Annotated in this window: 1 protein-coding gene; it reads left to right on the top strand. The window is 63.5% G+C overall.

Annotation, left to right across the window (positions count from 1 at the left end; translation table 11 throughout):
• The first annotated feature begins 144 nt into the window (after positions 1-144).
• On the top strand, positions 145-1,260 hold the full coding sequence (locus tag IU459_RS37070) for an FAD-dependent monooxygenase (RefSeq protein WP_195134245.1): 1,116 nt from the start codon (positions 145-147) through the stop codon (positions 1,258-1,260).
• Positions 1,261-1,598: the final 338 nt, after the last annotated feature.

Raw genomic sequence — 1,598 nt, 5'->3', positions numbered from 1 at the left:
GTTCCACAAGGGCAAGCTGCTCGAACGACCCCGCGAGATCACCCCCGCATCCTCACCCGACCCGGCCGACACCACCCGAACGGAGGTCGCCTGAAACAGACCGAACCACAGGTTTTGACAATTCCTCATGAGTACGCCGGCAGCATGAGGATGATGGACGTCCCGGTGTACGGCCTCCGATCCGAAGACACAGATATCCACTACGACATCCATGTAGAAGACATGCTGCTCACGGTGCAGCTTCCCACCAACTACCGTGTGCTGATTTCTGATACCAGGCCCGCCGAGAAGACCACGCCCGATCGCGAGGTCGCTCGCGCAGAGTTTCAGCAGGTCGTAGACAGGCACTTCGGCGGCACAGTCACCCTCGGTGTGCCGGAATGGACTACCGTCTTCGAGATCTGGCGGCGGGTGAGCTCTGGCTACCGCGCCGGCAATATCTTTCTGTGCGGCGACGCCGCCCACGTTCATTCACCCGCCGGTGGCCAAGGCATGAACGCGGCCATTCAGGACGCGTTCAACCTGGGATACAAGCTCGCGGGCGCCGCCGCAGGACAGGCGCCAGAGTCGGTGCTGGATACCTATGAGGTAGAGCGGCGCCGGATCGCCGGATACGTGATCGATGGCACACATATGCTGCACAGCTTCATGATGGCGCACGGCGAGTCCATAGACGCCCGCCGCGCGATCATCCGAGCGCCAGGCTTCAAGCACGGGGCCGCCGAGCAGATCTCAGGAGTTTCGTATTCGTACCGCGATGTCGTAGCCGAGCCGTACGGCCTCCCGCCGCTGGACGGACTCACAGCCGGAGACCGCGCCCCCGATGTCGACATCACCTCGACACTGCGCGTGCACGACTTGCTGCGCCACCCCGGCTACACACTGCTGGTCTTCCAACGGGATCCACTGTCCACGCTGGCGGCGTCGGTCGGACAGGTTGCGCAACCCTACAGTCGACAGTTGCGCGTGGTGGTGATTGCCTCCTCAGAGCTCGGCTCCGCCGCACCGGCTGGCGCCGTCATCGCCGAGAGCGACGAAGTCTTCAGCCTGTTCGGCGACTCCGGCGCGGACATGTTGTGCTTGGTACGCCCCGACGGATATATCGGCCTACGGTGCTGCGCTGGCGAGAAGGCCGCGCTATTCGCCACATTGCAGGCACTGCTCACGCCCTTGCTTCAGGACACAGAACGAATCCGGACTCTCTCCGACACACCGCTTGTCGTCCACGGCGGCCAGAGACATCTCAAAGACCGGCCATGACGGCGATCGAAAAACTCGCCTGCCACCCCTCGCATCGCGGCTGCACCGCTGGCCGGCCGCGGGTAGCGCATGCGCCCATCGAGCCGTCACCGGACCTGAGCGCGGCCCTCCGACCGCAGCAGGAAACGACCGACAGCCTCAGCAACCTACCGAGCCGATCCAAAGACCGCGAAACTCACTGTCCAAGACCGTATGGACGAGACCGGCGCGGGTGAGATTCCCCCGCTGAGCCGGAGAGCGGATTACCTGGTTCCGACTGGAACCGGTTGATGGTAGCTGGCTTCGTATTCGTCGGGTGAACGCCAACCAAGCTTCTTCTGGATGCGCTGGGTGTTGTA

Source organism: Nocardia amamiensis (assembly GCF_015477605.1).
GTDB lineage: Bacteria > Actinomycetota > Actinomycetes > Mycobacteriales > Mycobacteriaceae > Nocardia > Nocardia amamiensis_A.
This window is presented reverse-complemented; position numbering and strand designations above follow the sequence as displayed.

Bases quoted from the DNA above. Each gene is read 5' to 3' on its own strand.
- IU459_RS37070 (WP_195134245.1), top strand. From the start codon at position 145: ATGAGGATGATGGACGTCCCGGTGTACGGCCTCCGATCCGAAGACACA.